Genomic DNA, 25,018 nt, shown 5'->3' on the forward strand with positions numbered 1-25,018 from the left:
TCGGGAAATACGATTAAATTAAAATTTTATCAAAAAGTAAAAATATATATTTCAGACAAAGGTTGTATATAAGTGTGGATTTTGAGATATTAAGTTATTTATGGTTAATGACGGCAAGAAGTGTTTGCTGTTCTCAATAAAGATGAGCTTTATATATCTCTATATAGTGTCAATATCATCCTTATGACAGCGGCTTGCTGTCGGCAATTTCGTCGCGAAGCGGAAACATTCGGCGGCACCGCGAGGCCGGTCCTTGCTTGCCGATCATCCGGGTCGTCTCCGAAGACCCATCGCATATCGTCGTCGGCGCGGGAGTGATGCAGCGATCATGACCGTTGCTCTGCCGTCAAACGAAGTCGAGGACCCGCCGGGGTGGATGACGGGTCCTCTCGTAAGACTTCTTGCACTGTGCGAAGCTAACATTGCAGTTTAGCTTGATATTGTCGCAGCTTATTATTGGTTGACCTCGGTTTCCCACAGTTTTTTCATTTCCGCTTCGACCAACATTTGTCGCGGTGTTCGATCTGTACTGAAAAAGCAAGAATAGTTGCCAACGGAGCGGAGGTGCCGGCCTTTACAACCGGCTATCTCTTCGAGATCGCAGCGCAATCTCCGCCACAACGGTCGATCTCCGACAAGCGCCGGAACAAGGCCTTCGTCCGGAAACGAGACCATCCGCCAACCAGCGGCATAACAGGATCTATTTCCTCGAATTTCTTCAAATCAGGCTGCTTTTGCCGCTTGGGCGGCCGGGCTTTGGACAGCACCCTGTTTGCGGCTCTCGTCGCTTTTGAAAAGATCAGCTTAATGATGACGCTGGCAGCAAGCATTGGGCTATGACGATAGACGTGCTTGAGCGAGGTCGCGGCGCTGTGCCAATCTTTCAAAGCCGCAAATTTAGAGAATGCATAAAGGTGGGCCGAGGCGCGGGCGCAGCTGACGACGAAAGCGGGAAGCTGCGGATTGCGGGCGACGCATCGCTCATAGACGGCCAGAAGCGATTGCGCCATTCGGGATCTGTCGGCAGACATGGCCGCGGCATGAACGCGATAGCCCACCAGGCCGAGTGGCACCGCCTCGATCTTGAAATGCTCGGCGGTGCGGAGTTCGAAATCGAAGTCTTCGCATCCGCCGATTCCCTGATTGGCATAGCTCGGATCGTAGCCGCCGATCTTGTCGATGACGGCACGGCGCACCATGAAGCCGCTGCCATTGCCGACAAAGCGGAAGACGAGATGGCGCATGAGAATGGATTCCCGGGCGCTGATCGACGAGCCCGACCGCGTGCAATATCCCTCGGAATCAACGAAACGGTGCAGGGCATAGACCGCACCCCAGGCCTCGGGCAGCGGATGGAGCGCCGACAGCATTCTTTCGACATAGGTCGGATGCCAGAGATCGTCCGCATCCAGGAAGGCAAGATAGCCGGCCTTCGATGCTGCGATCCCGGTATTGCGCGCCGCGGCGACGCCGTGGTTTTCCGTCGACAGAAGCTGGATCCGCGGATCGGTGGCGGCGAAGCGGCGGCAGATGGAGGCCGTCTCGTCGGTCGAGCCGTCGTCGATGACAATGATCTCCAGCGCCTTGTGGGTCTGATCGATGACAGATTGCAGCGTCTGGGCAATGTAGTCCCCGGCATTGAAAGCGGGGATCACGACCGCCACTAAAATTTCTGCCGTGGTCGACATCTCCATCGCCGTCACCCGAGCTTCGATGCGAGTGTTGGCGGGCGAAGATCGATCTGGTTCTTCATCATCCTGGCGACCGCAGGGCGATGGCTGACGACGATCAGCGTTCGGCCGGCATCTTCCTTGATTGCCGAAAACACCCGCATCTCGGTATTTTCATCGAGCGCGCTGGTGGCCTCGTCCAGGAGCAGGATCTGCGGCCGGCCGGCCAGCGCGCGCGCCAGGCCGATGCGCTGGCGCTGTCCGCCTGAAAGCCGCACCGCCTCGTCGCCCAGCCATTCGTCGAAGCCTTCCGGCAGATTTTCGATGAATTCCGTGGCGCAGGCGACATCGGCGGCCCACCTGACGTCCTCATCGGAGATATCGCGGCGGAAGCGGATGTTGTCGAAGACCGTGCCTTCCATCAGTTCGACATCCTGGCCCGAGACCGAGAGCAGGTGCAGCCAGCTCGCGCGGTCGACATCGGCCAGGTCCCTGCCGTCGATCGTGATCCTGCCTCGCGTCGGCCGGGTAAGATCGAGGATCATATTCAGGATTGTCGTTTTGCCGGAGCCGCTTGGCCCGGTCAGAGCCGTCGTTTCGCCTGCCTTGATGGAGAAGTTTAGGTTTTGAACGGCCGGCGCGTTCGCCTGCTCATAGGTGAAGGAGACGTCGTGGAAGACGATGGCTTCCGCCAGGCGAGTGACCGGCAGGCCTTTGGCGGCCTGCTTGGCGTCGTCCTTTTCGGAAAGCAGCGCCAGCACGTTCTGCAGCGACGCTTCCATCTCGTAAAGGCGCAGGATCTGGGAGTCGAATCCCTTGATATGCGGCTGAAGCCTGTAAAGAAGGATGGTGGCCGAAAGCGCTGCCTTGAAATCCACCGGCAGGAATTCCGAGAACAGGATGATCGTCAGGATGACGCCGAAGGTCAGGATTTCGCTTAGCAGGGAGGTCACCGCTCCCATCCAGTCCGAGTGGCGCCAGGTCCGGCCGACTTCGCTGGAAAGTGTCGCGAAGAGCTGCTGGTGGCGCTGTTCGAGGCCGAAGCTTTTGACCGCCTTCAAGGTCTGCAGCGTGGTCCAGCTCAGCTGCGTCAAGGCTTCGACGGCGGCCAGCGCCGAAGCGCCGAGGCGTCGATAGGCGCCGGCAAAGAACCCCAAGGCGAAGTTATGGATGAAGCCGAAGGCTAGCCCAAGCAAGGCGATCGGCCAGGCCATGACAAGCATGCCGATTCCGAAGATGACGATCGTGCCGAAATTGACACCCAGACGCACCAGGCTCGCATGTGCCGAGGATACCGCATAGGCTTCGGTGGCGATTACATTGATCAGATCGCTGCGCTCATAGTGCTGAAAGCGCTGGAACGGGATGGTCAGGATCTTGGCGTAGAGACGGTCGCGCATGCGATCGCTGATCTTGTGGTTGATCGCGCTTGTGATCAGCGAATTGACGAATCCGAGAAGAATGCGCAGCAGAATGGAGGCGATAAGGATGCCGATCAGCACGGGTTTGGAAAGACTGAGATCGACGCCGCCGAAAAACGCCGGAAGCCCGGCAGCGGCGGAGCCGGAAGCTGCGCCCTGCTGGCCGAGAACAAAGACGAGGCTCACCAGAAAGGTGATGCCGACCATCTCCGAAAATCCGGTGAGAATGCCGAGGATGATCATTACCGTCATCTTCAGCCGCAGCGCCGGCACGAGCTGCAGAAGCTCGCGGTAGCGGGCCGCGATGATCATGTTGTAGGCGCCGCCCGGCCGGGAGGCGGATGTCCGGAACCTATTCATTGTCGGCCATCCGCGACGATATCGGGCTGAGCACGCCGCCCAAACGGCATGAAACGATCGCTGAACCGCGTGCCGGCCTCAGGAACGGCGGCACCCGCAAAGTGGGTTTTCGATCGGGCCGAAGGCTTTCGCAGGATCTGTCTTGCAATGCGCAGGCCGTGGCGTTTCGCCAGACGAAAGCTCTGCCGCAGGCCATGGACGATCAGCTGCGGGCCACATTGCATCATCATCGGCGCCAGCTTCTTGATCTGGAGATAGTCGCGGTTCGCAAGGGCCTTGTTGAAATACCAGTGCGTCGTGTTGAATTTGGCGGTCTCGATATCGCGCCTCAGATGCGGGTAGCGCTCGATGATCGGCGCCATCACCAGGGCGTGGGATTTCAGCATTCGATAGGCGTTGCTCGACATGTTTCCCCGGGTGAAGCGATAACCGGTGAGGAAATCGGGAACCAGCGCAAAGGGCAGGCGCTCGGCCAAGGCGAGATATAGCTTCAGATCCTCGCAGCCCTCGGCGCCGCTGTCGCGCAGCCCGGCGTCGTAGCCGCCGCAGCCCAGAACCTCGGCGCGCGGCATCAGCGGCGTGCTGCCATTGCCGATGAAGTTTTCCCGCAGCAGCGGTTCGAAGATGTTGCCTTCATGCAGGACCGGGCGTGAATGACCGAAAATGACGCCGTCTTCGTCGATCGCCGCATACCAGTTGTAGGCGACGCCGTGGCCGCCGGGAAATTTTTGCAGCGACTGCAGCTGCCGTTCGATCTTCTCGGGATGCCATACGTCGTCGGCATCGATAGGCGCCACATAGGCGCCCCGCGCCTCGCCGATGCCGTGGTTGCGGGCGCGGGCAACGCCGCCATTGGCCTGCCGGAGAACCCGGACACGGCGATCGGTGAGGCTATAGTCGCTCGCAAGCGCGAAGGTGCCGTCCCGCGATCCGTCGTCGACCACAATAATTTCGAGTTTGCCGTAGGATTGGTTCGAGACGCTTTGCAAGGTTTCGAGAAGCGTCTTTTCGGCGTTGTAGGCCGGAATGACGACGGTGATCAGAGGGGTCGCTGCGGTGGTGATGATTGTCATCCGATAATGGCTCCGGGCAGGCCCATCAGTGCGGGGAAGGCTTCAAGCGGTCGGTCGCCGCGGACTTCGAGGCGCGGCAGGCCGAAGACATTGTCGGAAAAGCCGGCTGTTGCGGCGCGTGTGGTGAGGCCGATCGTGTAACCGGCAAGGGAAAGAATGCCCGGCACCCTGAAGTCGGTGGCGCCGTAGGGCAGCGCGATGGAAACCACGGGGCTGCCCAGTCGGCTTTCCAGCGCATGGCGCGACCGCAGGGCTTCGGCGAGCAAGGCGTCGTTCTCCATCGCGGTCGCCGGCGTGTGCGAGGCGAGATGGGAGCCGAAGCTGATGCCTTTCTCTTGCAGTTCCTGCAGATCCGGCCACGCCATCAGCGGCGCCGGCTCGCCGTGGGCACAGTCCCAGTCCGAGCGGCCGCCGACTTTATCGGTGACGACGAAGACGTCGGCGCTGAAGTCATTCTCGGCCAGGATCGGGAAGGCGTTGGTGCGGAAATCGAGATAGGCGTCGTCGAAGGTCAGCATGACCGGCCGGCCCTGGATCGGCTTGCCGCTGCGCCAAAGATTGACAAGCGTAGGCGCTGTCACGGCGTAATAACCGTGCCGCCGCAGGAATTGCATCTGCTTGCGGAACATTTCCGGCGGCGTGCGGAAGCGCCGCAGCGCGGCCGGGCCGTCCTCGGCGATCCGGTGATACATCAGGATGGGGATGGAGGTCGTCACCTCGGTTGCCCATGCGGCCTCGCGCGCGACGCCCGCCGGTCCTGAGATGATGTGCTTTGCCACATCGACTTCCATCGGCGTTCCGTGCGGCTCGACCCGCAGGATGGGATCGGCCGCGGCCGCTTTGCGGAAGCGGTGGATGGCATAAAGCTCGGTGTCGATCGTCTCGTCGAGGGCAAGCCCGGCCTGTTCGGCCAGAACCCGTTTGATCGTCCCGACCCCGAAGGGATGGCCCCAATCGAAGCCGGTTCGTCCGGGCTCGTCCTGGCGCAGATGCGCATGGGCGGTGATCAGACAGCCTCCCGGTCTCAGCGCTGCCGCCATCTTGCGGCAGACACCGGCAAGCATTTCCTCATCCTTCATGTAGTAAAGCACTTCCGAGCAGAGGATGAGATCCTGATCGGGTGGAAGCTCTTGTCCGACGAAGTCGAGAACCCGGAGCTCGACATTGGAGAGATCGCGGCAACGCTTTGCCGCCCTGTCGACCGCCCGCTGCGAAATATCCGTGGCCGTCACCCGGCCGACTGCGCGCGCCAGCTTCTCGGTGAAGATCCCCTCGGCGCAGGCAAGTTCCAGGGCCGATTCGGTCCCCTGCGGGATCAGGCTCAATGTCTGCGCATATTTGACCTGCTCGTAGACCGACAGGTAATTCCACGGATCCGGGCGTTCGAAAATCTGCTCCCAATAGTCTTCTGGCGACTGAGCCTGGGGAGGCCGCTCTTCCTTCGCCGGGGCCGCGGCCGCAGCACGTCGCGCCGGCGGCAGGTCGCCTTCGAGATCGCGCAGGATATTGGACAGGCGGGCGTCATTATCCTGTCCGTCGCCCGGCGCCCGGGCCAGGACGGCATTGCGGCCGGTCCGCGCCAGCAGCCGTTCGAGCCGCCCGCGCCGCCGGCCGCTGCGGATGATGAGGCCGCCGAAGGCTCGGTAGCCGCGCAGCGCCTCCCTTGTCCAGGCGGCGGCATAAGCAAGGGCGGGCTGCCGCTCGAGATGTTCTCCCGCCTGCATCTCCTGCAGGATCAGCCGGATCTGCGCCCGGATCGACAGATCGCCCCAGAGCGGCCCGACGAAGGTGCCGACGTGCTCGTCGCCGGAAAAGCCGTGCATGATCAGCGTATCGGCCTGTTCGGCCCTGGCGACCCTGGAAAGCGCGCCGAGTTCGACGCTCACCACCTGGATCGTGCCGAGCGTGAAGGATCGCCGCAGGTTGCCGGCGGATAACTGCCAGGCGGCGGCTTCGAGGATCTTGCGGCCGGTGCCGGGCAGGGAATGCCGCTGGATCAGTTGGACGAGCAGACGGAAAGTCGGCCACCATTGCTCGGGCGCATCGATGAGATCGTCTGCCCGGTCGGGCAGGAGGCCGGTCTGCAGGCCGTGCAGGATCACGCCGGCAAAAAAGCTTTCATAGCCTGCGGCATCCGGGATGTCCGGCAGCAGTGCGGCAAGGGCTGCTATGTCCAGGCTCGGATCATGCTTGGCCGCGACGACCCAGACGAGCATGCGCAATTGGCTGATGGCGGGGGTGATCCAGCCGCTCTCCGGACCCTCGGCGGGCAAGCCGTGCTGCAGGCGCAGCGCCTCGGCCTTCATCGTCACGCAAATGGCGTCACGCACCAATTTCGTCGGATCGCCGGAAAGCGAGCCCGGTTTCATGCGATAGAAGGCCAGGCAGGCGTCGACACGGCGAAATTCTGCGCCTGCAAAGGCCATGCGCAGCCAGAGATCCCATTCCTCGCAGGTCTGCAGGCGCTCATCCATGCCGCCGAGCCGCTCGAAGAGGCTTTTGGGAAAGACCACCGTATGAATGGCGAGCGCACAGAAGGACGAGAATTCGCGCCTGGCGGCATCGCCGGCGAGCGCCGGCGCCTGTTCCACCGGCATCAGCCGGCCGTCCGGGGCGACCCGGCGGTAGGAGCAATAGGCAATGGCGGGTGGCGATCTATCCTCCGCCAGCGGCAGCATGGTTTCGATGAAGGCCGGATCCAGCCAGTCGTCGGCATCGAGCATGCAGAGCAGGGGGGCTGTGGCCAGGCGGGCGGCATGGTTTCTGGCCGCCGCGGCGCCGGCATTGGCCTGGCGGGCGGCGACAATGCGGCTGTCGGCTGCGGCAATTACCTCGAGCAGCTCCCAGGTGCGATCGCTCGAACCGTCGTCGACCACCACCGCCTGCCAGTTCGATTTCGTCTGCCGCTGCAGGCTGGCCAGCGCTTCGGCAAGCGTGTCCTCGGCGTTATAAGCAGGAATGAGGAAGGAAATTTCGGGCGCCACAACTGTCACCATGTGCGCATCTTCCAGCGGCGCAGGACGTAGAGCGCGCCGCTGACGCTGCCGAGCATCTCCTGCTTCAGGAAGAAATCATGCGAGGTGGCACCCTTGCGCAGGCGTTTGCGCAACCTGCCGGCGAAGTATTTCGGGAAGGAGATGAGGATGCGCCGAAGGTTGCCGCCGTTGCCGGTGTTCTGATACTGCACCAGCAGCGCGGCGATATGGCCGCTCATATATTGCCGGATCTGCCTGGCCAGCCCCTGCATATCCTTACGATGAAAGTGCCAGGAAACCGCGGTCGGCTCGTAGCGGCAGACATGGCCGTGATGCAGCAGCCGGTTCCAATATTCGGAGTCGCCCGAACAGCCGGCCGCCCCCATATCGAGGCGGACGTCGAACAGGCCGATCTCGTCGAACACATTGCGGCGGAAAGCCTGGCTCGCGCCGGCGCCGATCGTCCAGACCGGCGCGCCGTATCGCCTGTGACTGTCGTAGAAATCCCGGCCGAAATCCTGCCTGATGTAACCGCGGCCGAAACCCCAGTGTTTTTCGAAGATGAACTGCGCCGGCGTTGCGAGTTCTCCGGGCAGGATCAGCCCGGTGACGCAGCCGATTTCCGGCCGGTCGAACGCCTTCATCAGGTTCTCCAGCCATCGCTGGTGGAGAACGACGTCGTCATCGGTAAAGGCGACGAATTCGGTTTTCGCCGCGCGGATGGCGGCATTGCGGGCAAAATCCAGCCCGACCCGGTCTTCGCGCACATAGGTGGCGCCTGCTTCTTCAACCACCCGGCGGGTCGCGTCGCCTGAAGAGGCATTGTCGACCACGATGATCTCGGCCGGCGTCAGCGACTGCTCGGGGATCGAGGCGAGGCACCGGCGCAGCTCTTCCGGCCGGTCCTTGGTGCAGATCAGAATGCTGACGTCGCGATTTTGAAGAGCCGTCTGCGCGACCTGACGCGCATGCGCGAGCGTATCCGGCCGCACGACACGCCCGGCAAGCTCGGCCGCGGCCTCGGGCCTGTCGACATAGGCCTGTCCGACGGGCAGGCCGTCGGCGAGAAAAACCACGAGCCCGGCCGAGATCGGCGCCGCGTCGGCATCCGGCTGATGCGAGGCGAGATCGAGATAGTGAATCGGTACGGGAAAATTGACAGTCGCCAGATCGGACGGAATGATTTCCTGCATCGTTACTCTCTCAACGCATCACGAGCACAGGCCGGCGCAAAGCCGCGCCCGGAATGCGGGAAGGGGCTTGAAATCCGGGTGGCTATTACGCCGCCCCCACTTTTATCTTTTCTCTGAACCAGTCGAGCGTCATCGCCACGCCCTGTTCGTAGCTGACCTTGCAGGACCACTCGGGCATGACGGCGTAGGCTCTCGTCAGGTCCGGCCGCCTGTTGGTGGGATCCTGCGGCGGCGATGGCTCGAAGACGATCGGCACGCCGCCGACCAGCTTGGAAACATATTTCGCGACTTCGAGAACGGTAATCTCGCGGTCGTTGCCGATATTCAGCGGCCCCTTGTAGTCGGTTTCGTTGATCCAGAAATAACGGGCGAAACCGTCGACGATGTCATCGACATAGCCCCAGCTGCGCGACTGCTTGCCGTCGCCGAACACGGTGATCGGGCGGCCCGAAAGCGCCTGGGTGACGAAGTTGGAGACGGCGCGGCCGTCGTCGGGCCGGGTGCGGGGACCATAAATATTGAAGGGGCGGATGACCTTGACGTTCAGCCCCTTGGTGCGCTGCATCTCGAACAGCAGCGCTTCCGTGCATCTCTTGCTCTCGTCATAGGACGAGCGCGGCCCGGTACAGTCGACCTGACCCTTGTAGGATTCCGGCTGCGGCGACACCAGAGGGTCTCCGTAGATTTCCGAGGAGGAGGTGTAACCGAAACGCCCGCCCTTCTTCAAAAGGTCGAGAAGCCGGAAGGCGCCGAGCAGGTTGGCCGAAATCGTCCGCTTCGGTTCCTTCATGTACCAGGGCGGCGAGGCCGGGGAGGCGAGATGGTAGATCTCGTCGAATTTCTCCGAGGTCTGCAGCGTCTCGACGTCCGATTTCACGAAGTGAAAGCGGGGATCCCTGATGTGCGAAATATTCTCGAAAAGTCCTGTCCAGAGATTATCAACAACGACGAGCTTCTGAACGTCATTTCGAAGCAAAAGCCGATCGCATAGATGCGAACCGATGAACCCTGCTCCGCCAGATATCAATACGTTTTTCACTGGATTGGGCCTCTTGACTTAAGAAAAGGTGAGTATTCATTAGCATCACCTTCAAGAACTGGCAATTACCTCGAAGAATTCTAAAAAATACTCGCCTATTAATCTTAATTGTTAATTCTCATTACCCTAGGTAGTATTATCCCTGTTGGGAGACAGGGCAGCGACCCTGGGTATATACGTGTTGCCGCCCCTCGATTTTCGCAGTGTATTTGGCGAGATTATGGCCCTGTTGCACCGCAGCATATCTTCACGGCAAATCTCTATCACACCGTCGAAGGCGCGCATCGGGCTAAAGTCCGACCCTCAATCGGATAGCGGATCGGGTTCGAATGGACGCAGGATCCGGTAGCCAACCTGCTCCCGCGTCCGTGACGCTGTTTTCGGTCAATCGGCCGCAAGCGCCGTCAATACCCGATAGGCCGCGGCAACCCGGTCCTCATTGGGATAGTTTTTGTTGGCCAGGATGACGATACCGAGCCGCTCGCTGGGGATGAAGGCGACATAGGCGCCGAAGCCGTTGGTCGAGCCGGTCTTGTTGATCCAGACATCGCCACGCGGTTTCATCGGCGGTTGCAACGCAGCGACAGGGATGGTCTTCAGCATCGCCGCCGAATTGCCCTCAACCAGGCTCTGCAGGGTGGCGGGATAGGCATATTGCTCCCAGATCAGATCCTGGGTCATCGCCCCGACACTGAAATAGCCGGTGTGGGTCTTGTCGATCGCCTGCTGCAGTTTCCCGTCGAGCTTGGCAAGGCCCATATTGGCGCCGACGAAGCGGATCATGTCGCCGGCGGTCGACCGTACGCCATACGCCTCGACGGACAGCAGCCCCGGCGTCAGCCGAGCCGGCTCGCCGCTGCGCTTATAGCCCTGGGCGTAATCGCCCTGCCGCGACTTCGGCACTGTCAGATAGGTGCTGGTCAGGCCGAGCGCGGGAAACAGCCTGCTCTCCATCAGATCGGCGAAATCGCCACGCATGGCTTTGGCGGTGATGGAGCCGAGCATGCCGATGCTCGGATTGGCATAGCTGCGCTGGGTTCCCGCCGGGTAGGAGGGGCGCCAGGCGGCCAGAAACTCCATCAGCTCGCCTTCTCTTTTGATCTCGTCGGGCACCTGCAGCGGAAAGCCGCCGGCCGTATGGGTGGCGAGATCGATCAGGGCGATATCGCCGAACGGTCTTCCCTGCATGGCGGGAAGATGTTTGGCCACCGGGTCGGACAAAGAGAGGTCTCCCGTCGCTTCGGCGTAGGAGGCGAGCGTCGCGGTGAAGGTCTTGCTGATTGAGCCGAGTTCGAAGAGCGTGGTCGGCGCCACCGGTCTATCCGTCTCCTTCGATTCGACGCCATAGGTGAAGACGAGATCCTGGCCACCGACGGTGATGCCGACGGCCACTCCGGGGATGGCGTATTTTTCCATGATCGGCTTGATCGCCGCATCCGCGATCGCTCTCACATCAGCCTCGTCGGCGGCAAAGCCGCCTCCGCAGCCGCATACCGAGATCACAGCGGCCGAGCAAATTTTTATGCCAAGGTTTCTCACAGTCATCCTCCAAATCGCCAGGGGGTCGCATGCGAGCGCAAACGCGCCCGAATAGGCGTCTAGCGGCGCTGTTTTCCAACGACAAACGATGATATCTCGCAGCAGCTGCAAGAATTTCTAGGGCTTGATAGACAATCCAATGGTTCGCCCATTCCTCCCGCTGAACGGCCTCAGGGCCTTCGAAGCCTCGGCACGGCATCTGAGCTTCACCCGCGCCGCAATCGAGCTCTGCGTCACCCAGGCGGCCGTCAGCCAGCAGGTCAAGGGCTTGGAGAAGCGGTTGGGCGTGGCGCTGTTCCAGCGCCTGCCCCGCGGCTTGAAGATCACCGCGGAGGGCGAAGCGCTGCTGCCGACGGTGACCGCCTCCTTCGACCAGATGGCGACGACGCTCGACCGGATCGAGGCCGGCCAGGTGCGCGAACTCTTGTTCCTCGGCGTCGTCGGCACCTTCGCCGTCGGCTGGTTGCTGCCGCGGCTTGCGGATTTCCAGCGCCGGCATCCCTTCATCGATGTTCGGGTTTCGACCAACAACAACCGCGTCGATCCCGCCGCCGAAGGGCTCGATTTTGCCATCCGCTTCGGCAGCGGCTCGTGGCACGGCACCGAGGCGCAGCGCCTGTTCGAGGCGCCGCTCTCGGCGCTCTGCATCCCCAAACTGGCAGAGGATCTGCGGTCGCCGGCAGACCTTGCCGGCGCAACTTTGCTGCGCAGCTACCGCACGGATGAATGGAGCACCTGGTTTGCCGCCGCCGGCGTGCCGCCGGCCGCCCAGGTCAATGCCGGCATCGTCTTCGATTCCTCGGTCGGCATGATGGAGGCCGCGCTCCAGGGGCTTGGCGTGGCGCTGGCGCCGCCAACGATGTTTTCACGACACCTCTGCTCGGGTGCGATCGTGCAGCCTTTCGCCACCGCAATCTCGCTCGGCAGCTACTGGCTGACGCGCCTGCAGTCACGGCCGGTCACGTCAGCCATGCGCGCCTTTTCCGATTGGATCTTTGCGCAAGCGTGATGTCCGGGGTGCCCGTGCAGAGCTCGCCGCAGCCCCGCATCCGCCTGCCGGCACCTTCTCCCGTAAACGGGGCGAAGGGGATATGCCGCGCCCTCTTGGTTCCCACCCACTCCGCGAAGGGCACGTCTCCTCTCCCCGTCAGAACGGGGAGAGGGTTAGGGTGAGGGCAGCGGTTGACGCTAACCGGCATCACTTCTGAATGCAGGTGTCGACCGTGTCCTTTGTGCATTCGTCAAGTCCGGTGAAGACAGGATCCTCGACCGGCTTTCCGGCGATCAGGTCCATCATCACCGTCGGCGCCTTGTAGCCCATTTCGAACGGCCGCTGGCCGACCAGGGCGGTCACCAGGCCCTCCTTGGCGATCGCCACCTCCTCGCCGATCGTGTCGGCGGCGCCGATGACGAACTCGTTCTTGGCGATCTTGTCAGCCATCGGCTTGAACAGGTCGCGATAGGGCTGCGGGGCGCCGAATAGTGGCCAGCCGCCCATGATGCCGAAAGCGTCGAGATCGGGATTGGCGGCGAGGATGTCGGTCATCGCCTGCACGCCCTTGGCGCCGTCGTCATTGGTGAAGACCGGGCAGCCGGCCACCTCAGTCCAGCCGCCTTCGCCCTTCAGGGCGGCGAGCCCCTTCTGGCCGCTCAGCGTATCGCGCATGCCCTGAGCGCGCCGCAGGATGTTGTCGGCGCCGGGATTGCCCTGGATGGTGCAGATCTTGCCGCCGTTCGGCTTGGCCTTCTTGATATATTCGCCGATCCGCGCCCCCATCAGGTAATTGTCGGTGCCGAGATAGGTCTTGCGCAGAGCCGAATCTTCCGCCGCAAGATCGGCATCGAGCGTCATCACAGGCACGCTCGGATTGGCCGTCTTCAGCGTCTGGGCGATCAGCTTGGCGTTGGAGGGCGAGATGGCGATGGCCGCCGTATCGGCCTTGCCGAGCATATCCTGAACGATCTGCGCCTCGCCGGCCTCGTCCGAGGTCGATGCCGGGCCGGTATAGAAGCACTCATATTCGGCCGAGGCGTTTTCCTTGTTCCACTTCTGGCAACCCTGGTTGATCGCCTCGAAGAACGGGTTGTCGAGGCCCTTGACGACGATGACGAGTTGCTTCTTGGCGGCCATGGCCTGCCCGGCCGTGAGCGCCAGGACTGCAGCAGCAGCCAGCAATAATGCCTTCCTCATAACTTCCTCCCTTTTGAAAAGACGGGCACATCGCCCGCCCTGTTATCAACCGGGATACCAGACGATCCGAGGCTCCTCCCTTGAACGCCGGTATTCCCAGGCTGAATCGATGAGCTTTTCCAAATCGTAGACGGGGCGCCAGTCCAGCAGGAACTTCGCCTTGCTGTTGTCCATCCAGTTCGAGTGAAATTCACTGGCGATGTCGACGGATCCGAGCCCGCGCGTGCGGGCGAGATAGGCGGCCACCTCGCCGTAATCGACCGGCTGATCCATCGCGATATTGAAGAGCTCTCCCCGGGCGCGCGGATTGTCGAGCGCCGCCAGGATCGCCGAGACGAGATCGTCGACATGGACGAAATTGCGCTTCAGCGGCCGCCCGTCGGCATCGCGCAGCAGCGGTACCGTGCCGTCGCGGGCATAGCGTTCGGCATCGGCCGGCGGCACCAGCCTTTTCCAGTCGGGCCCGCCGAAAACGTCGTCGCCGAAGGAGAGCGTATATTTGAAATCGTCTTTCTCCATGATCCAGGGCGCGCGCAAGCAGCAGCTGTTGATGCCGTATTGGATGGCGAACTGCTCGAGCATCACCTCTTCCAGCACCTTGGAGAGTGCGTAGCAGCCGGGATAAGCGCCATGCGGCGTCTTTTCGGTCACCGGCCCGTCATGGCGGTAGAAGAAATGGCCGATGCCGGCATCGCCGCCGATCAGGATGAACTGCTGCGCCGTCGGGCTGGAGCGGAAGGCCTCGAGTAGCCAGAACAGCCCCTTGACCGTCACGTCGATCACCTCATCCGGCGTCTCCTTGCAGGTGGCGAGGTGCAGCACATGGGTGACGCCCTCCATCGCCGCCGCCACGACGGCGCTGTCGGCGATCGAGCCCTTGACCACAGACAAACGGTCGGTCTCTTCGAGCGCGCGATTGTGACAAAGCGCGCGGATCTGTGCTTTGGAAAATCTCGGCTCGTCAAGCAGCCCAGTTATGAAGCGCCGCCCGACCTTGCCCGTAGCCCCGGTGACAAGGATCAGCATGCTCTCTCTCCTAGCAACAGCTAATATCCACCCGTTTCCGGCGTCAATCAGTATTTGCGCGGCGAAGTAGATTTTTGCAGCGGCGGGCCGTTCACACGGACAATTGATTGACGGCTCTCCAAGCATTTGCGTAAATGAACATAATTGCTCTGCCGGGGAGGAGATCGGCAAAGCGGGATCGCAGGCGCCAGGCGGGCAACCGCGGTTATGGCGAGCCTGCAGCTTGCGGGGAGGATGGTCGGCTGGCAGCGGTTCTCGAACTCACCAATATCTCGAAACATTTCGGCGCCATCCAGGCGGTCAACGACGTGTCGATTGCGCTCGAAGCCGGCCAGGTCGTCGGTTTGATGGGCGATAACGGCGCGGGAAAAAGCACGTTGGTCAAGATGATCGCCGGCAATTTCCGCCCAAGCGAAGGCACGATGCGACTCGAGGGCAGGGAGATCGTCATGCACCGCCCGGTCGAGGCGCGCCAGCACGGCATCGAAATCGTCCATCAGGATCTGGCGCTCTGCAACAATCTGACCGCAGCCGCCAACGTCTTCCTCGGCCGCGAGCTCAGGCGCGGCATCGGCCCCCTGAAGATCCTCGATTACAAGACGATGTACCGCCGCGCCGGCGAGATCTTCAAGGAGCTGAAATCGGAAACCCGCCCGCGCGATCTCGTCAAGCAGATGTCGGGCGGCCAGCGGCAGGCGGTGGCGATCGCCCGCACCATGCTGTCGGAGGCGAAGATCGTGCTGATGGACGAGCCGACCGCGGCCATTTCGGTGCGCCAGGTGGCCGAAGTCCTCAACCTGATCCGCGAGCTGCGCGGCCGCGGCATCGCTGTCGTCCTCATCAGCCACCGCATGCCCGACGTTTTCACCGTCGCCGACCGGGTGATCGTCATGCGCCGCGGCCGCAAGGTCGCCGACAAAGCGATCGCGGCAAGTTCGCCGGAGGAAGTGACGGGACTTATAACAGGCGCCATCGAACAAGTCTGATCGGCGCGGCTTGGTTCACGGCAGAAAAGAAGGTCAACGATGGCAGTCACCCTCGACCAGACAATTGCACAGAGAGAGCGAAGCCGGCTGTCGGAGTTCGTCGGCAGTCAGACCTTCTGGGTGCTGATCGCCGTCATTCTCGCCTGCCTCTTCCTCTCGGTGGCCACCGATTCCTTCGCGACGGCGAAGAACCTCTACAATATCACCCGTAATGTCACCTTCGTCGCCATCATCGCGCTCGGCATGACGCTCGTCATCATCACCGGCGGCATCGATCTGTCGGTCGGCTCCGTCCTCTGCCTCTGCAGCATGGTGCTGGCGGTCACCATGCATGCCGGCTACGGCATCGAGATCGGCATCGCGGCGGCGATCGGCACGGCGCTTCTCGTCGGCGCCTTCAACGGCGTGATGATCGCCTATCTTGATTTTCCGCCTTTCGTGGTGACGCTCGGCATGCTGTCGGTGGCGCGCAGCCTCGCCATGGTCGCCTCCAACAACACCGTCGTCTTCCAGTTCGGCCCCGACCACGACAAGCTCTTGGCGCTCGGCGGCGGCGCCTGGTTTCTCGGCATCGCCAACCCGGTCCTCTATATGGTCATCCTGGCGCTCTTGACCGGCTTCGTGCTGCGCTGGACGCGCTTCGGCCGCTATGTCTTCGCCATCGGCGGCAATGAGCATGCCGCCACACTCACCGGCGTGCCTGTGCGCAGCATCAAGGTCGCCGTCTATATGATCTCGGCGCTTTCGGCCGGCATTGCCGGCATCGTCCAGACCGGCTGGCTCGGCGCCGTCACTACCAATATCGGCGCCGGCATGGAGCTGCAGGTCATCGCCGCCGCCGTCATCGGCGGCGCCAATTTGGCCGGCGGCATCGGTACCGCCTTCGGCGCGCTGGTGGGCGCCGCGTTGATCGAGGTGATCCGCAACAGCCTCGGCCTGCTCGGCATCAACGCCTTCTGGCAGGGCACGTTTATCGGCGGGGCGATCGTGCTGGCGGTGCTGTTCGACCGGATCCGCAATTTCAGGCAGAGCGAGTAGGCGCATCTCGACAAGCCTTTGCCCGTCCGGCGGCGAACAGGGACGCCGGACAGGCAGGCAAGCGAGCCTGAACGCTTACGCTTCGATGATGTAGACGATCGTCAGAGCATCAGGATCGACGATGACGATCCGGCCGTCTGCAAGAATGAAGAACTGGTAGCCTTCATACTGCGGAACAATCTTCACAATGCGGGACGGCAGCCGTTCAAGCCGCACCTTCTTCGGGATCGTCGTTCCGACGGAGACGGTGAAATCCACGTCCTTCACCGGCGCAACATTGACCTCCTTCACCACCGTTCGAATTTCGGTCTGCTGCTCGACGGAGATGTTGACGGTGGTTGCGGAAGAGCTCTTGTTTGTCGTCGTCGCGTTCTGGTCGGTCGAACCCTTGGACGCATCGCCGCTTTGTGTGGTGGTGCCGCTGCCGGTGCCCTCTGCAGGCGTGGCGTTCTGCGTGCTGCTCTTCGTGCTGTCGGTGCTGCCGGACTGGGCTGCGGGCTTCTGTTCGGTCGTGGCACCGCCGCTGGCGTCCTGTGATCCGGGCTTGGTTTCTGTCGAAGCCTTGCCGGAGGCACTTCCGCTCGTCGAAGACTTGTCGGTCGCAGGCTGCTCAGCGCTCTTCTGCGTATCGGAGCCTTGGCCGGATTGCTGCTGCGTTGACTGGCCCGGGCAGGCTCCGGAGGCGTCGGGGACGCAGTCGGCGCCGGCAGCGCCGGTGCGGGATTGCGCCCCCGTAGCGCCGGAGCCGGATTGCGCACCGGCATCCGTTCCGGCTGGCGAACTGGGCTGGGCCTGGCTGCCGCTGTTGGTGTCCTGCTGGGCCACGGCCGGCAATGTCGCAAGCGGCGATACGCCAAGGGACAGCGCTGCCACCAGCATGGTGAGACGGTTGCTCTTCATCATCAATCTCCGAGGTTCGGTTCGACACGCGCTCTCGCGCGCATTCTCATGCGTCGCATGCGTGCCCTGATTGTTGGGATGGCGGCTCCGGCCGCCGTTGGTCACTCGATGACTTGGATAACCTTCCGGGAGGAGGGTTCGACGATCAAACGCTGATCGTTGACGATCGCGTATGCATATTTCGGATCATCAGGCACTGGCGTCACCACCACCGTTTCCGGCAAAGGCTCTCCGACGACAACCTTTTCCACCACGACGCGTTCGGCTGGGGCAGGAGCCTGCTGAACATAGGTCACCACCTGCTGCGGCGGCGGATCGATGACGCTGCCTGCGACACCGCCGACGATGCCACCGACGGCAGCGCCGACCGGGCCGCCGACAATCGCCCCTGTTGCAGCGCCACCGGCCGCACCTGTCACCGTCGACGACTGACCAAAGGCAGATGTCGACGCCAAGAGAAGGCCGGCGGCAATTCCTACTACTTTGATATTCATCAGTTTCCTCCTGTTGATACGGCTTGCACCGCTGGTGGGTCAAACCTTCGGACGGAGGAAGTGTTCCTGCGCTGGGACTTCAGACGGGGGCACCCGGGACCTTGGTCCTACCCGGCCCGACAGCCGTTCACCCCTGCATGGGAAAGCGGCTCAGCATCCGATCGTGGACATTTTCCCAGCCGACGATCATCACTGCGATGGCGATCGCTTTTTCGCGGTCTTCGATCTTGGATATAAAGCCTTCGAGCAGCACCACCGGCCCGAGCATCCTGATCTCGATAGCAGAGCTGTCGATATCAGGATCGGCCGAAAGCGCGGCTTCGATCGTTGCGATGGTCGATGCCGAACTATGGCCTTCCGAACAGCGCTCTTCGTGATTGGCGGGACCGAATTTCATAACCTCCTCCTGTTCCGCCCCTCCCGCGGATATTCACATTGCCTCACATAGATATGAGAGCGGATCCCGAGGACGACCAGTCCGACTTAGGTCCCGCTTCCCCTCGCGGGCATCTGAGTTAAATTCTGCCCGTCCTTGTTGAAAGGGCATCAGGGAGGATTCGTCGTTGTTGCTGAGCTCCGCTCAGACCCTTCCTGATAAAGTGCCCGAGCTGTTGATCCATCTCGGGCGGTGGAGGCGCATGGCGATCGAGAAGGCTTCCGGGAGGCAAGGAGAGTATTTGCAAATGCAAACGGTTGGTATCGTGGATTGGCATCGAAGCGAAGGCTTCGCTCCTCTGATGCTTGTGATGGGAGGGCGGGAAAAACACAGACTGGTCCGGTCGCTCAGCGACGTTGCAGACGCGCTTATTGGCGCCTGGCCGTCGGACGATGGCGAGCAATATATCGCGGCGGTGAAAACATGCCTGGAGGCCATTCAGGGCAATATCCCGTCCAAGGTCGCCCGTGCCGCACTCATTCGCGCTGCGGAGGAAGCTGGAGTTTCGGTGATTTCAGTTGTTCATTGAGATTTTCCCAGGCTGCCTGCCGACGCAGCCACAGAACGCTTTCGGCGAAACCAGCAAGTGACGTGCCCTGTCGCTTGGCGAGCACGCCAAGGCAGCGTGCAGTCCTAGGCTGCCGGCGGGCGATACCGGATCGACCTCGCCTTTTCCAAGGCCCGGATCGTGTCCTCGACGTCGAGGAGGACAGTCGTCTCGATAGAGCTGAGCGCGCCTCCCGCACCGATCGCGAGCGCGACAGCCGCCATCGACACATTGTCGGGCGCCTCCCACAAATTCCATCCGTCATGCTCGCCGAAGGCGTACCAGAACCCGTGGAGCTTTCCGCCGACGGATTCAATGTAGCTCCGCGCCGCCTCCCGGCGATCCTCGGGGTTTTCGATCATGCGCGCCCAGGTCTCGGGCGTGTAGCTGAAGCGCGTGAGATACATGGCCATGGTTTGCCTCCTCCGGCGGATTGATCCAGTAAACGCTCAAGCCGAAGGGAACGCCAGTCATTCGATGGGGGTATAGGGCTTAATGGTCAGCCAAGCGTTATGGACGGCAATCGAGACAAGGTTTGATAGTCCCCAGCAGGCCCAGAACCGTGAAGAGCAGCATGAAAGAGCTTGCCAGCACGGAAAAAGGCATCGCGATCAGGAACTTCGCTCTCGGCCCCGCCAACAGGCGATCATCACCCCCACGAGCGGACCAATAAATTCTGGGGCCGAAATCCTGGCTGAAATCATAACCGTTTTTCCGGTAGAAGATGATCGACCGGATGCACCAATACCAGCTGTAGGCGCAAAAGCCGCCGGCCGCGCAGAACATGACCCACAGTTCAACCCACTCGTCGTTAACCAATGCCTTCTCCCCACCATCCGAAGCCGATGCATGTCGCCCGGAAGTGTGCAGCGGTTCCGGGACAACGACATGCATAAAATCAACGGCCTACAGCGCCTCGCATGAACCAAATTTTTGATCCGACGCGCTTTAACAGCGGCGCCACCGTCGCATCAAGCCGCTATTGAAGATCAACCAGAGATAGCTATGTTGCGTCGTATAGTCACGACGAATTAAGGCATCTCGAATGTTGCGCAGTGTCATTTCACTCCTCTCCGTGCTTGTACTCTCCATTCCCTCCATTCCCGCCGAACGCGCGCTGGCCCAGGATAATCCAAACATCCAGCTGATTAAGCCGGGCGATCCGGCCATGGCCAAAGCCCATGAGAAATCGATAAGGGAGTTGGACGGCTTCCTCCAGAAACTGCAAAATCCACCGGCGGGAACCGAAAATTACAGCCTCAAGCTTGGTTTCAAGGACAAGGACAAGAGCGTGGTCCTGACCACCGATCAGATGGCGCCGGATGTGGAATTCATGTGGGTCTACCAGATCGAGGCCTCAGGTGATCGTTTCACCGCTCTCCTCGGCGACAGGCCGGAATACATCCACAACATCAAACAAGGGGATCGCGTCGCGTTCGAGAAGGCGGATATCTTCGACTGGCTCTATGTCGAGAATGGGAAAATAAAGGGCAACTACACCGCTTGCCCGCTGTTGTTATCAGGTCCGAAAGAACAGTTGGAGCAATATCGCGAAGTCTACGGCATTGTCTGCGACTGACCGCAAGCCGGCTGGACCAGGCAAAAGGATGCCCCGCCGAAGCGGGGCAATTGAGGGGAAAGGACGGGATCGCTCAGGAAGGAAGAGCGGACGGACCCAAAACTGGGGCCACCTGTGCGATCCCGCGATCATAACGAGGAGCGATCCGCCAGGTTCCCGTACGCTATCGGACGAAGCGAGGGCATCCTGCGGCCCATACGACCTCACCGAACTAAACTTGCAGCCCGCCGCCATCTCCCTCGAACGCTTCTACCGACGGCAGGCGACACTTGAAGGTTTTGTCACGGGTGCAGCGCATCAACCCGATGAATGAGGTCAGCCCTCCGGGGGCGATGTAAACCGGCTGGCATCGAACGGGCCTCTGGCTGCGACCGGGGTGACATACTCGCTCGACATCGCGACATCAGCCTCACGATGAACCGTGCGGGGCGAGATACGAGGCATGCTCAATCCCATCGCCTCGCCGGGAGAATGCAGCGCCCATTTCATCAGCGCCGCCTCGGAGGTCGATCCGAGGAAATCTGCTTCTTCCCAGGAGGCGGTCATCGGCAGCGAGGCGATCAGAGCAGCGCCCGGCCTGCCGGTCTCCGATGCAACAAGGCGGGGATGGAAGCGGGCGTGAACAGGCAATGCCGAGGTCTGTTTCTCCGGAAGTGCGGCGATCGGGCCGATCGAGGCAGTCTTGAGTTCGTCGTCCGCGTCCGCGTCATGCGCAAGGGCAGTCGGACGCATCGCCGGGACTGGGATGCGGAAAGGTGCTACATCCGGAGTGGCGCCTTTGTCATCCGGCTCGCCCGCGCCGGTCTGCAGCGCCAGCGCATTTAATGCCCGGCTTTTCGGCGTCGGCAGAAGCGCCGTCACGAGCTTGCTGTTCGTGCCGCCGCCGCTCGGCGATGCTCCCGCATCTTCGTCTTCTCCAGCGGTGCTGGCGATCTCTATCGAGGTGGAGCTGACGCGTTTCCTGTGGTTGGCAACCGCCTGATTATATCCCGGCAGAGGCCGGCCATCGGCCGGAAGATGCATCGTCCGCCCATTTGGGAATATTCGCGCGAGTTCCTGCCGCGACATGCGGGGCCAGGCCCTGACATTGCCGACGTCGAGATGGACGAAGGGCGATCCCGAGGTCGGATAATAGCCGACACCGCCGACCTGCATCTGCATGGCAACTGCACGCAACGTCGCAAGCTTGACGCCGGGAACGTAGAAGTCCATCGCCTTGCCCAGCATGTGCTGGCTCTTCTTGGCGACACCGGTGCTGCGCGAACGGTTGCGGAGCATGTTGTTGGTGGCAGGCGAGCGATAGGCCGAAACGACGTGGATGTAGTCCCTGCCGCCGCTGCGCTTATACACCTCCCAGACCAGGTCGAGCAGCCGGGGATCCATCCGGGTCGGCTCGTTCCTCCGCCAGTCGCGCAGAAACCGATTGATCTGGGCAAGGCCTTTGGGATCGAACTTTCCATCCCGCTTATAGGTAATCGTCGCCTTCTCGCCCGTATGGGTAAAGAACAGCTTCAGGGCGCGATCTTCTGCTGAGGCGAATGATGCGGAGCCGACAAGCGCGGGGAGCGCAAACAGGGCCGGCAGAATGGTCTGCGCTGCAACACGTTTTGCACGCGACAGGAGTGCGGCGATTCCGCTCCACAATTCTTGCACTGGGTACTTCAACACCAACAATCCCGTCTTACATCAAACACTCGACGACGGGCGGGAAACTCCGCATCCATCAGGCTCAGTAAAGCCAGCTTATGGTCAACAAATTGCTAATGAGCGATGCGGAAACTCTGCGAGTTGAGGATTGCGAACCATCTGATGTGATCGAAACGGATCCGGTGCCGGCCGCTCAGGGTGATGGAGAAGCAAAAGACGTGAGGCCGCCGTTCGGCTGAGAACTTGCAGTTCGTCCGGCTTGCATGGCCTGCGGCAATACCAGGAAATCCAGGAGCCCGCTGCCCCGCAGGTCGTCGGCTCTCTTTTCCAGAATGTCACCAAGCAAGGTTATCAGAAATTCCGCTGTCAGATGGCCCCAGTCTGTCATGAACGGAACACCGCCGCTGCTGGTCAGGCACCCCCGCTTGTCGTAACCGCAGTGAAGCTTGATGATATCGATGTAGTTGAATGCAAGACCGGACGGGAAAAACGGCATCTGCTCTACCGGCTGGTTGGCGGCCGGATAAGATGCCAATCGCATGCAGGTAGAGGCGTCAGATTTTGTCCGAAACATCAGCCCCAGGCAGGTGTGCGATCGGTCCAGCTGGAAATAATTTCCGAAAACGAAAATTTTAGCGTCGTCTGAATGGCTTTTCATCCAGGAAAGAAGCTCAAACCTGAACGGGTTGACGGTGTATTCAAAAGGCCGGTGACTCGCGAGGAAAATCGCTTTCGTTCGGCTGAGCAATGACTTGTCGTTGATATATTTTTCAAAGGGAATGCAGTATTTGTCGTAAATGCTGGCGCGTGAGGGGGCCTTAACACTATCGTCCTTGATCTCCGCCATGCAGTTCAAGTAGCTGAGCGCCACGACTTCATATCGGTCGGTATCGATGTAATTTTTCAGCGCGACTGACCAGTTCCTCGCGTACGAATCCCCGATGATGAAGATAACCGGTTTGCCGGCCTGGATGCTGTTGTTCAAGCCGAGAAATGTGCTTTCGAGTCGGTCTTCGTTCGTCCGCGCGATAGATGGATAGACCTGATCCAATCTGTGAGGAAAACCGGCCATAGTGATCGCCGACACAACAGCAGCCATGATGGTTGCAACGGATGTGCCGAGGGAGATCCAGAAAGCGCGGTTTCTTCTGGTGTAGCGAATGGGCTTTTCAATGACGACGAAGCTGACGACCGCGATCACGGCGGTCGCCGCAACGGCAACGAGCTTATCGCCGTTGTCGAAATCCAGGCTTGTCAGCCGAGCGAAGGCGAAGACCGGGTAATGCCACAGGTATAAAGAGTAGGAGACGATCCCGGTGAGCGCCGCCGGCCGAGACGCCAACAGGCGCCCGACGGCATGCTTATGACTGGCGAATGCAAGCACCAGACAGGTCCCAATGACGGGGATGACAGTGAACAGGCCAGGATGAACCGTGTCCTTCCTGAACAAGATGAGGGAACCAAGCACGAGCACAAGCCCGACCGCCGCGAGCAACGGCCGAGGGCGCGCGCGTCCGCGCCTCACCTCGTAATAGGCGAGAAGTGTTCCGGCCAGGAGTTCCCAGGCCCGGGTGAGCGGCGAGTAGAAGGCCTGTTGCTGATCATACCGCACCGTGAGGACACAGAATACGAAGCTTAAGGCTGCCATGAGCAATACGCACGGCAAAAATCTTGATTTCAAATACCGGCGCGTGATCAGCAATAAGAGCGGAAAGCCGATATAAAACTGCTCTTCGACGCTCAACGACCAGGTGTGAAGAAAAGGCTTGAGAAGCGTATCCGGCTCGCCGTACTGGGCCGCAGTGAAATAGAAATAGATATTCGATCCAAACAGGAGCGAGGAACCTATGGAATTCGCGTAATCCAGGAGTTCCGATGGTAATAAAAGGTAATAGGCGAAGGGCATTGTCGCGAAGACGACCGCGAACAAGGCAGGCAGAATTCTCCGCGCGCGCCGCGTATAGAATTTTAGGAAATCAACACGCCCGGTTGCCTCGATTTCCGTCAGCAGAATTTGGGAAATCAGGAAGCCGCTGATCACAAAGAACACATCGACGCCGATGTATCCGCCCTGCAGCAAGGTGTGGCCGGCAATCGTGAACTCGGCGTGATAAAGAATAACCGCGATCACCGATATGGCTCTTAAGCCATCGATCTCTGGTCGGTAAACCTTCAATGCCAGCGCCTGCCTCCGATATCGAGAGCGTAAGGTTGTCGCGCCCTAAAGTGGCGCTTTGGGCTGCCTAACACAGAGATGTTGGAGGAGAAACAGTATGGCCTGATAAAAAATTGGCGGGCGGGGCCTATTTCAATTTTTATTTTTTGCGCTGTTGTAAATCAGCATTGCGGAGCCTTCGATGGACAATTGGATTCCCTCTCCGACTTGAAGTAGCCAGCGCGATATTTTGAAGAAGCAATGCGCGGATCGAAGCCTATGGGGTGGCAACTTGTTTGCTTGGAGTGTAAGCAAGTATCGATGGGGGCAGATATCTTAGAGACCATCCCGCGTGGCCGCGGCGGCGAGTTCCCCCGCGCTGCCTCCCCGGGTCCAATGCATGCCTAGAACCTCCCCTCGAGACTCGTTGCCTAGCCGGGCTTAGCCCCCTGCGACATTCGTCAGCCGGGAGGTATCCACTTAAGGAGAATTGACAGCGATCCGAATTGCGACTTTGCTAAATCAACCAGGCATTGCAGTCGGGCAACTATCTTGAGCAAAATCACGAAGTACAGACACGGTCGCAAGCGGAAAGCATTCGAGATTCAGGGTGGGCAATGCGGTATTTGCGAGGCCGCTATGATTTTGCCTGGATGGCATAACAAGGATCGCAAACGCAACAGGCTCGCGACGGTTCCAAACCTGGCCACATGGGATCACATCAAGCCGGCAAGCCAGGGCGGAACTAG

The 25,018-nt window shown here is 60.9% G+C and carries 20 protein-coding genes and 1 pseudogene; 5 read left to right on the forward strand and 16 right to left on the reverse strand.

The genetic code is table 11. The annotated features are described in order from the left end of the window. Nucleotides 1-584: 584 nt before the first annotated feature. The 7 genes and pseudogenes from C4N04_RS17615 to ampC form a co-directional block, all read right to left on the reverse strand. Nucleotides 585-1,703: a glycosyltransferase family A protein gene (locus tag C4N04_RS17615; RefSeq protein WP_096768920.1), complete on the reverse strand. Its 1,119-nt coding sequence runs from the start codon at nucleotides 1,701-1,703 to the stop codon at nucleotides 585-587. Beyond that, nucleotides 1,700-3,451, reverse strand: coding sequence for an ABC transporter ATP-binding protein (locus tag C4N04_RS17620; RefSeq protein WP_106796617.1), 1,752 nt, complete (start codon nucleotides 3,449-3,451; stop codon nucleotides 1,700-1,702). Before C4N04_RS17620 ends, C4N04_RS17615 begins: the two co-directional genes overlap by 4 nt. Beyond that, nucleotides 3,444-4,524, reverse strand: a pseudogene (locus C4N04_RS17625) (glycosyltransferase family 2 protein). The gene C4N04_RS17620 and the pseudogene C4N04_RS17625 overlap by 8 nt, the downstream one beginning before the upstream one ends. Beyond that, complete coding sequence (locus C4N04_RS17630) at nucleotides 4,521-7,520, reverse strand: trifunctional glycosyltransferase/class I SAM-dependent methyltransferase/polysaccharide deacetylase (RefSeq protein ID WP_199852478.1); 3,000 nt, start codon at nucleotides 7,518-7,520, stop codon at nucleotides 4,521-4,523. The pseudogene C4N04_RS17625 and the gene C4N04_RS17630 overlap by 4 nt, the downstream one beginning before the upstream one ends. Further along, the gene (locus C4N04_RS17635; RefSeq protein WP_077989927.1) at nucleotides 7,514-8,692 is read right to left on the reverse strand and encodes a glycosyltransferase; all 1,179 of its coding nucleotides are present in this window, start codon (nucleotides 8,690-8,692) and stop codon (nucleotides 7,514-7,516) included. The genes C4N04_RS17630 and C4N04_RS17635 overlap by 7 nt, the downstream gene beginning before the upstream one ends. Nucleotides 8,693-8,777: 85 nt before the next feature. Continuing rightward, nucleotides 8,778-9,731: an NAD-dependent epimerase/dehydratase family protein gene (locus tag C4N04_RS17640; protein WP_038690677.1), complete on the reverse strand. Its 954-nt coding sequence runs from the start codon at nucleotides 9,729-9,731 to the stop codon at nucleotides 8,778-8,780. Between the two features lie 384 nt (nucleotides 9,732-10,115). After that, nucleotides 10,116-11,270, reverse strand: a complete 1,155-nt coding sequence (gene ampC, locus C4N04_RS17645; protein WP_096762260.1) for a class C beta-lactamase — start codon at nucleotides 11,268-11,270, stop codon at nucleotides 10,116-10,118. Between the two features lie 139 nt (nucleotides 11,271-11,409). Here ampC and C4N04_RS17650 point away from each other — a divergent pair, with 139 nt between their 5' ends. Continuing rightward, the gene (locus C4N04_RS17650) at nucleotides 11,410-12,279 is read left to right on the forward strand and encodes a LysR family transcriptional regulator (protein ID WP_096762261.1); all 870 of its coding nucleotides are present in this window, start codon (nucleotides 11,410-11,412) and stop codon (nucleotides 12,277-12,279) included. A gap of 189 nt (nucleotides 12,280-12,468) precedes the next feature. Here the strand turns inward: C4N04_RS17650 and C4N04_RS17660 are convergent, their stop codons facing one another. Both C4N04_RS17660 and C4N04_RS17665 read right to left on the reverse strand, forming a co-directional pair. Beyond that, nucleotides 12,469-13,461 (reverse strand): sugar-binding protein, encoded by a 993-nt coding sequence (locus C4N04_RS17660; protein WP_038690672.1) that lies wholly within the window; start codon nucleotides 13,459-13,461, stop codon nucleotides 12,469-12,471. A gap of 45 nt (nucleotides 13,462-13,506) precedes the next feature. Then, nucleotides 13,507-14,487 carry an NAD(P)-dependent oxidoreductase gene (locus C4N04_RS17665; protein WP_096762262.1) on the reverse strand — a complete coding sequence of 327 codons (981 nt, stop codon included), beginning with the start codon at nucleotides 14,485-14,487 and terminating at the stop codon, nucleotides 13,507-13,509. Between the two features lie 134 nt (nucleotides 14,488-14,621). On the opposite strand from C4N04_RS17665, the gene C4N04_RS17670 reads away from it, so the two are divergent. Next, on the forward strand, nucleotides 14,622-15,473 hold the full coding sequence (locus C4N04_RS17670) for an ATP-binding cassette domain-containing protein (RefSeq protein ID WP_245425603.1): 852 nt from the start codon (nucleotides 14,622-14,624) through the stop codon (nucleotides 15,471-15,473). Nucleotides 15,474-15,512: 39 nt separating this feature from the next. Further along, nucleotides 15,513-16,511: an ABC transporter permease gene (locus C4N04_RS17675; protein ID WP_010049335.1), complete on the forward strand. Its 999-nt coding sequence runs from the start codon at nucleotides 15,513-15,515 to the stop codon at nucleotides 16,509-16,511. Between the two features lie 75 nt (nucleotides 16,512-16,586). Here C4N04_RS17675 and C4N04_RS17680 read toward each other — a convergent pair whose 3' ends face one another. The 3 genes from C4N04_RS17680 to C4N04_RS17690 form a co-directional block, all read right to left on the reverse strand. Further along, entirely contained in the window at nucleotides 16,587-17,411 is an 825-nt protein-coding gene (locus C4N04_RS17680; protein WP_096762263.1) for a DUF1236 domain-containing protein, read from the reverse strand. Nucleotides 17,412-17,512: 101 nt separating this feature from the next. Further along, nucleotides 17,513-17,905, reverse strand: a complete 393-nt coding sequence (locus tag C4N04_RS17685) for a DUF1236 domain-containing protein (RefSeq protein WP_096762264.1) — start codon at nucleotides 17,903-17,905, stop codon at nucleotides 17,513-17,515. Between the two features lie 127 nt (nucleotides 17,906-18,032). Then, complete coding sequence (locus C4N04_RS17690) at nucleotides 18,033-18,302, reverse strand: BON domain-containing protein (RefSeq protein WP_106796619.1); 270 nt, start codon at nucleotides 18,300-18,302, stop codon at nucleotides 18,033-18,035. 286 nt (nucleotides 18,303-18,588) lie between these two features. On the opposite strand from C4N04_RS17690, the gene C4N04_RS17695 reads away from it, so the two are divergent. After that, entirely contained in the window at nucleotides 18,589-18,870 is a 282-nt protein-coding gene (locus tag C4N04_RS17695) for a DUF982 domain-containing protein (protein WP_096762369.1), read from the forward strand. Nucleotides 18,871-18,974: 104 nt separating this feature from the next. On the opposite strand, the gene C4N04_RS17700 is transcribed toward C4N04_RS17695, so the two are convergent. Both C4N04_RS17700 and C4N04_RS17705 read right to left on the reverse strand, forming a co-directional pair. Continuing rightward, the gene (locus tag C4N04_RS17700) at nucleotides 18,975-19,301 is read right to left on the reverse strand and encodes a GYD domain-containing protein (RefSeq protein ID WP_179363799.1); all 327 of its coding nucleotides are present in this window, start codon (nucleotides 19,299-19,301) and stop codon (nucleotides 18,975-18,977) included. 97 nt (nucleotides 19,302-19,398) lie between these two features. Next, nucleotides 19,399-19,707 (reverse strand): hypothetical protein, encoded by a 309-nt coding sequence (locus C4N04_RS17705; RefSeq protein WP_096762266.1) that lies wholly within the window; start codon nucleotides 19,705-19,707, stop codon nucleotides 19,399-19,401. A gap of 226 nt (nucleotides 19,708-19,933) precedes the next feature. Between C4N04_RS17705 and C4N04_RS17710 the strand changes: the two genes are divergently transcribed. Then, nucleotides 19,934-20,467 carry a DUF2314 domain-containing protein gene (locus C4N04_RS17710; protein ID WP_179363800.1) on the forward strand — a complete coding sequence of 178 codons (534 nt, stop codon included), beginning with the start codon at nucleotides 19,934-19,936 and terminating at the stop codon, nucleotides 20,465-20,467. 315 nt (nucleotides 20,468-20,782) lie between these two features. Here C4N04_RS17710 and C4N04_RS17715 read toward each other — a convergent pair whose 3' ends face one another. Both C4N04_RS17715 and C4N04_RS17720 read right to left on the reverse strand, forming a co-directional pair. After that, nucleotides 20,783-22,135, reverse strand: coding sequence for a DUF882 domain-containing protein (locus C4N04_RS17715; RefSeq protein WP_096762372.1), 1,353 nt, complete (start codon nucleotides 22,133-22,135; stop codon nucleotides 20,783-20,785). Nucleotides 22,136-22,307: 172 nt separating this feature from the next. Further along, nucleotides 22,308-24,290 (reverse strand): acyltransferase family protein, encoded by a 1,983-nt coding sequence (locus tag C4N04_RS17720; protein WP_096762267.1) that lies wholly within the window; start codon nucleotides 24,288-24,290, stop codon nucleotides 22,308-22,310. Nucleotides 24,291-25,018: the final 728 nt, after the last annotated feature.

This window comes from Rhizobium sp. H4 (assembly GCF_003013335.1).
Lineage (GTDB): Bacteria > Pseudomonadota > Alphaproteobacteria > Rhizobiales > Rhizobiaceae > Rhizobium > Rhizobium sophoriradicis.

Excerpts from the sequence above, each read along its gene's own strand:
- C4N04_RS17620 (WP_106796617.1), bottom strand. The coding sequence starts at position 3,451 with ATGAATAGGTTCCGGACATCCGCCTCCCGGCCGGGCGGCGCCTACAAC.
- C4N04_RS17630 (WP_199852478.1), bottom strand. The coding sequence starts at position 7,520 with ATGGTGACAGTTGTGGCGCCCGAAATTTCCTTCCTCATTCCTGCTTAT.
- C4N04_RS17635 (WP_077989927.1), bottom strand. The coding sequence starts at position 8,692 with ATGCAGGAAATCATTCCGTCCGATCTGGCGACTGTCAATTTTCCCGTA.
- C4N04_RS17650 (WP_096762261.1), top strand. The coding sequence starts at position 11,410 with ATGGTTCGCCCATTCCTCCCGCTGAACGGCCTCAGGGCCTTCGAAGCC.
- C4N04_RS17660 (WP_038690672.1), bottom strand. The coding sequence starts at position 13,461 with ATGAGGAAGGCATTATTGCTGGCTGCTGCTGCAGTCCTGGCGCTCACG.
- C4N04_RS17665 (WP_096762262.1), bottom strand. The coding sequence starts at position 14,487 with ATGCTGATCCTTGTCACCGGGGCTACGGGCAAGGTCGGGCGGCGCTTC.
- C4N04_RS17670 (WP_245425603.1), top strand. The coding sequence starts at position 14,622 with ATGAACATAATTGCTCTGCCGGGGAGGAGATCGGCAAAGCGGGATCGC.
- C4N04_RS17675 (WP_010049335.1), top strand. The coding sequence starts at position 15,513 with ATGGCAGTCACCCTCGACCAGACAATTGCACAGAGAGAGCGAAGCCGG.
- C4N04_RS17680 (WP_096762263.1), bottom strand. The coding sequence starts at position 17,411 with ATGAAGAGCAACCGTCTCACCATGCTGGTGGCAGCGCTGTCCCTTGGC.
- C4N04_RS17685 (WP_096762264.1), bottom strand. The coding sequence starts at position 17,905 with ATGAATATCAAAGTAGTAGGAATTGCCGCCGGCCTTCTCTTGGCGTCG.
- C4N04_RS17690 (WP_106796619.1), bottom strand. The coding sequence starts at position 18,302 with ATGAAATTCGGTCCCGCCAATCACGAAGAGCGCTGTTCGGAAGGCCAT.
- C4N04_RS17695 (WP_096762369.1), top strand. The coding sequence starts at position 18,589 with ATGCAAACGGTTGGTATCGTGGATTGGCATCGAAGCGAAGGCTTCGCT.
- C4N04_RS17700 (WP_179363799.1), bottom strand. The coding sequence starts at position 19,301 with ATGGCCATGTATCTCACGCGCTTCAGCTACACGCCCGAGACCTGGGCG.
- C4N04_RS17710 (WP_179363800.1), top strand. The coding sequence starts at position 19,934 with ATGTTGCGCAGTGTCATTTCACTCCTCTCCGTGCTTGTACTCTCCATT.